The organism is Streptomyces sp. JK94 (assembly GCF_053613315.1).
On sequence record NZ_JBSICH010000076.1, the window covers coordinates 1 to 5,201 of the forward strand.

The 5,201-nt window shown below is 72.1% G+C and carries 7 protein-coding genes; 4 read left to right on the top strand and 3 right to left on the bottom strand.

What is annotated here, in order from left to right:
- Nucleotides 1–3: 3 nt before the first annotated feature.
- The 4 genes from ACVV2G_RS33150 (at nt 4) to ACVV2G_RS33165 (ending at nt 3,558) form a co-directional block, all read left to right on the top strand.
- The gene (locus ACVV2G_RS33150; protein ID WP_453843101.1) at nt 4–1,203 is read left to right on the top strand and encodes a hypothetical protein; all 1,200 of its coding nucleotides are present in this window, start codon (nt 4–6) and stop codon (nt 1,201–1,203) included.
- Between the two features lie 12 nt (nt 1,204–1,215).
- Nucleotides 1,216–1,806 (top strand): hemerythrin domain-containing protein, encoded by a 591-nt coding sequence (locus tag ACVV2G_RS33155; RefSeq protein WP_453846471.1) that lies wholly within the window; start codon nt 1,216–1,218, stop codon nt 1,804–1,806.
- A gap of 191 nt (nt 1,807–1,997) precedes the next feature.
- Complete coding sequence (locus tag ACVV2G_RS33160; RefSeq protein ID WP_453846475.1) at nt 1,998–2,972, top strand: Rieske (2Fe-2S) protein; 975 nt, start codon at nt 1,998–2,000, stop codon at nt 2,970–2,972.
- A gap of 22 nt (nt 2,973–2,994) precedes the next feature.
- Nucleotides 2,995–3,558, top strand: a complete 564-nt coding sequence (locus tag ACVV2G_RS33165) for a DUF1360 domain-containing protein (RefSeq protein WP_453846476.1) — start codon at nt 2,995–2,997, stop codon at nt 3,556–3,558.
- Nucleotides 3,559–3,612: 54 nt separating this feature from the next.
- On the opposite strand, the gene ACVV2G_RS33170 is transcribed toward ACVV2G_RS33165, so the two are convergent.
- The 3 genes from ACVV2G_RS33170 to ACVV2G_RS33180 all read right to left on the bottom strand — a co-directional run.
- Nucleotides 3,613–4,134: a hypothetical protein gene (locus tag ACVV2G_RS33170; RefSeq protein ID WP_453846472.1), complete on the bottom strand. Its 522-nt coding sequence runs from the start codon at nt 4,132–4,134 to the stop codon at nt 3,613–3,615.
- 207 nt (nt 4,135–4,341) lie between these two features.
- Nucleotides 4,342–4,716, bottom strand: coding sequence for a hypothetical protein (locus ACVV2G_RS33175; protein WP_453846473.1), 375 nt, complete (start codon nt 4,714–4,716; stop codon nt 4,342–4,344).
- The coding region (locus ACVV2G_RS33180; protein WP_453846474.1) for a cbb3-type cytochrome c oxidase subunit I at nt 4,716–5,201 on the bottom strand (486 nt) is incomplete at its 5' end. The genes ACVV2G_RS33180 and ACVV2G_RS33175, both read right to left, overlap by 1 nt.

Genomic DNA, 5,201 nt, shown 5'->3' on the forward strand with positions numbered 1-5,201 from the left:
CCCATGACGTTCAATCCGCTGGAGCAGCGGGGTATCCCGCTGGACCGCCAGTTGCGCAGCTGGCGTGAGCTGAACGTGGATCCGATCGACCCGGACCACTGCGACCCGTACACCCGCTGCCGGATCATCACGATGAACGGGATCGAGGTGGAGGCCATCCTGTTCAGCCACCAGCTCGCCCGGCACACGGTCGATCCCGAGATCAAGCGGCAGCTGGCGCGGGTGCGCTACATCGAGGCGCAGCAGCAGAAGGTGGTGAACTGGCTGCTTCCGGGTGTCTCCTCGGTGCTGGAGACGACGATCGCGTACGAGCAGGTGGCGGTGGACCTGACGGCGTGGGTGGCCCGGATGGAGCCGGACCCGTATCTGAAGCAGGCGTATCAGTTCGGGGTGCTGGAGGACTTCGACCATCTGTACCGGTACGCGAACCTGTACGAGATGATCGAGCACCGCAAGGCGGAGTCGATCGTCGACGGTCTGACCGAGGTCATGCCCGGCCGGCCCACGCGGTTCCACCATCGCGATCCGGTCGACAACGTCCGCGACCCGTACGCCAAGGACGAGACGAACCCGTTGTCGAAGCTGCACGCGCTGACGATCATGTCGGCGGAGCAGCAGACCATGAACTTCTACATGAACACCGGCCCCACCTACATGGAGCCGATCGCCCGCCGGCTCTACCAGGAGATCGGGCTGATCGAGGAGGAGCACGTCACGCACTACGAGTCCCTCGTGGACCCGGGTGAGACGTGGTGGGAGCAGCTGGTCAACCACGAGTACAACGAGTGCTACCTCTACCACTCCTTCATGGAGCAGGAGAGCGATGCCAGGGTGAGGGCGATCTGGGAGCTGCACCTGAACATGGAGCTGGAGCACCTGCACGCCGCCTGCGATCTGATGCGCCGTCACGACGGCCGTGATCCCGCCTCGGTGCTGGCTCCCGAGCTGCCCAACGTGCTCACCTTCGAGCCGAACAAGGGCTACCTGCGCGAGCTGCTGGACACTCAGATGGACCTCACGACGCTGGGCGCCGGTTACGTGCGGGAGGCGCACGAGCGGTTCGAGCGGATGCAGGAGCAGATCCACGGCGGCGAGGCACCGCCGAGCGACCAGGTGATCCACGAGCACGAGGCGGTGTTCGGCCGCGAGTACCGCGTCCAGACCGAGGGCGAGCACCCCGACCCCGCCCAGCGCGAGAAGTAGAGGGAGGCCGCCATGTCCGAGCTGAAGACCCCGCACGCCGGGGAGGACGCGGCCGGGGACGACGACGTCGTCTCCCTGCTGATGCGCCAGCACGGCGACATCCGCAATCTCTTCGACGAGGTCGAGGCCGCCACGGGTGAGGAACGCCGGGACGCCTTCCGCCGCCTGGTGCGGTTGCTGGCGGTGCACGAGACCGCCGAGGAAGAGGTCGTCCATCCCTTCGCCCGCAAGGGCTTCCCCGGCGGCGAGCAGGTCGTGAGGGACCGTCTCGCCGAGGAGAAGGCGGCCAAGGAGACCTTGTCCGCGCTCGACGGGCTGGACACCGACGACCCCAAGTTCATGCCCCAGCTGCTCAAGCTGCGCAAGGACGTCCAGGCGCACGCGCGGGCCGAGGAACGTTACGAGTTCACCCACATCCGCCGCAGCACCGACGTCACCGGCCTCGCCGCGATGGCCAAGGCGATCAAGGCCGCCGAGGCGATGGCACCCACCCGGCCCCACCCGGGCGTCGAGTCCGGGGCGAAGAACATGGCCCTCGGACCGGTCGCCGCCCTCATGGACCGCACCAAGGACACCGTACGCAAAGCCATGGGCAAGGGCTGACTCCGCGTCCTCCTGGTCGGCCGGGACACCCGCCCGGGCGGATGTTCCGCCCGGGCGGGTGCCAGTCCGTCCGGGCGGGGACAGTCCCGTCCGGGCGGCCGGGGCGCGGAGCCGGCGTCCTTGGCCGGCTGTTTGCCCCCTGCCCCGCGGGGGACCCTCCGCGCATGAGTAAGAAGCCAGGTCGCCGCCGTATGGGCCAGAACCGGATGCTGTGGCTGCTCGACGCCCTGGAGCGTGATCCCAGGGCGGACGCGGCGATCGACACGCTCACCAGAAGCGTGCGCGCCCTGCCGCTGGGCCGGGCGCGGGACGCCTTGCACGGCAGGTGGCTCGGCCATCCCGTGCATCCCTTGGCGGTGCAGGTGCCGATCGGCAGCTGGATGTCCGCCGCCGTACTCGACCTGTGGCCCGGCCGTTCCCGGGAGGCCGGCCTCCTCGTGGGCGTCGGACTGGCGGCGGCCGGGCCCGCCGCGTTGGCGGGCGCGGTCGACTGGGCCGAACTCCACCGGCAGCAGACACGGGTGGGACTGGTGCACGCCGCGGCCAACACGGCGGCCGTGGGCCTGTACGGCGTCTCGCTCCTGTGCCGCCTCACCGCGCGGACCGGAGCCGGCCGCGCCTACGGCTATCTCGGGCTGACGGCGGTCGGTCTGGGAGGCATGCTGGGCGGCCACCTGGCGTACCGGCAGGCTTCCGGCGCCAACCACGCCGAGGAAGTCCCGCACGTCGTCGGCGAGGGCTGGCACCGGATCGGCGCCGTGGGAGAGTTCCCCGCGGGCCGGCCCGTGCGGCGCACCGTGGACGACGTGCCGGTCCTGGTGGTGCGCGAAACCGGGGGAACCTTCCACGCGCTGGCCGAGCGGTGCAGTCATCTGGCGGGGCCGCTGTCCGAGGGCACGGTCGCCGACGGGTGTGTCCGGTGCCCCTGGCACGGCAGTGTCTTCCGGCTCTCGGACGGCTGGAACGTCCGCGGCCCCGCCACCGCGCCGCAGCCCGCCTTCGACACCCGCGTCGTCGACGGGCACGTGGAGGTCCGGCTGCGCCGTGAGGACGGGACGGAGGGCCCGGCCGAGGACCAAGCGACCGAGGACCAGGCCGCCGAGGGCCGAGCGACCGAGGCACCGGAGCGGGCAGGAGAGGACGAAGGCCATGAGCGCGGAATCTGACGGCGGTGCGGCGAAGAAGGACATGGGCGCGGAACCCGACGGCAGTACGGCGAAGCGTGACGGCCGTCTCGCGGACCGGCTGAGGAGGCGGTTGCGACACACCGAACGCACGTACTCGGCGGGAGAGCACCGCCCGCTGCGCGGCTACGCGGCGGCCATGGCGGCTTTCGGCGTCTACACGGTGGGGTGGGCGACGGTGGTCGGGAGGCGCGGTCGTCCGCTGCCGGACCGGCCCGAGCCCTGGGACGTGGCGCTGACCGCGGTGGCGACGTTCCGGCTGAGCCGGCTGCTGAGCAAGGCGTCGGTCACCAGTCCGCTGCGGGCGCCCTTCACCACGTTCGAGGGCCCCCAGGGGCCGGCAGAGCTGCACGAGGAGGCGCGGTCCGAGGGCGCCAAGGACACGGTCGGCGAACTGGTGACGTGCCCGTTCTGCATGAGCGTCTGGGTGGCCTCGACCCTCACCGCCGGCCAGCTGCTGTGGCCGCGCGCCACCCGCACCACCATGGGCGCCCTCGCCGCCCTGGCCGGCGCGGACGCCCTGCAGCTGGCGTACGGCGCGCTGGTGGAGAAGACGACCGGTGAGTGACCCGGCTTCCCCGTGCGGCGCCCGGCGCCGCACGGGGAAGCCACGGTGTGGCGGTCATCGCCCCCGCGGCAGGGGACCCACGCCGGGCCGGCGGCCGGGGCGCATCGCGGCGTGCCGTTGCCCGGGGCCGGGGCCCGACCGGGCGGCCAGGGCGTCGGCGACGGCGCCGGTGGCGAAGGCGTACACCGTCTTGTGCAGCAGGTCGACGACGAGTTCGCGGCGCGGCCAGGTCTGGGGCGGGGCGCCGACGCCGGTGGCGTTCTCCAGGATCTGGTCGGAAGTGACCCGGACGACGGCGAACTTCGCCGACGACCAGGGCCCGCGCAGACCGGCGTGCGACATCACCGACCGCAGGATCCCGAGGAGAGCGCCCTGCCCCAGATGCATGGCCAGGTTCACCGGGACGGGTTGACGGCCGGAGTACTCCCGCATGCCGGTCAGGCGTTCCAAGGTGCGGGCGGGGACGTGGGAGTCGGGCCGGCCGGTCACCCGTTGCTCCGCCTTCTCGCCCAGCGTCATCACCAGCACCCCGGTCGTACCGGCCAGCAGTCCCTGCCACAGCGCGCGCTTCATCATGCCGTGGCGGGTACCCAGCGCCCCCCGGCTCACCTGCTCCCCGGCCGCTCTCCGCCGCCGTCTCCTCCGAGGGCCGCGGAAGCCGGCGACGGAGGGCGGCCGCCGGACACCGGTGCGGAGGGAGGCCTCGGGCGGGGCGGGGGTGGCCGCCGGGCATCGGAGCGGAGCTGTCCGCAGCGGGGGCGGGGCGGGCCGTCCGTGTCCCGCTCAGCGGGCGAACAGGCACAGCGCGCTGCTGACGCCCGCCGCGCAGACCAGCAGGCCCGACGCCCAGACGCCGTGGCGTCTGAGCAGGTCGCGTCGCAGCTGGAGGTACCGGGCCTCGTACTCCCGGCCCAGCTCGTCGGCGCGGCACAAGGTCGCCTCGAACATCTGGCGGGAGAGGCGCAGGCGGTGGGCGACGTAGTGCCGTGTGAGGTCCTCCGCCTGCGCGGTGGTCAGCCAGGGGAGGGCGCTGCAGAGCGCCTGCGCCTCCCGGTGGGCGTCGTGGCGGTGTTCCCGGGCCAGGAGGAAGCCCTCCGCCTCCGCCGCGACGCCCGGGGCGACACCGGGAGGCGGACGGCGGACGTGTCGGTCCGTCATTACCGCTCGCCCTTGTGACCGCTCGTGTCCAGCGCGTCGCGCTGCCCCGTGTTCTCCGCCTGGTCGAGGCCGGCGATCGCGGGGTGGTGCAGGTCGAAGGCGGGGGACTCGGAGCGGACCCTGGGCAGGGTGACGAAGTTGTGGCGGGGCGGCGGGCAGGAGGTGGCCCACTCCAGGGAGCGTCCATAGCCCCAGGGGTCGTCGACCTCGACCCGCTTGCCCTGCTGGGCGGTCTTCCAGACGTTGTAGAGGAAGGGCAGCGTGGACAGGCCCAGCAGGAAGGCGCCGATGGAGGAGACGGTGTTGAGCGCGGTGAAGCCGTCGGCGGCGAGGTAGTCGGCGTAGCGGCGGGGCATGCCCTCGGCTCCCAGCCAGTGCTGGACGAGGAACGTGGTGTGGAAGCCGATGAACAGCGTCCAGAAGTGGATCTTCTCCAGGCGGGTGTCGAGCATGGTGCCCGTCATCTTGGGCCACCAGAAGCTGAA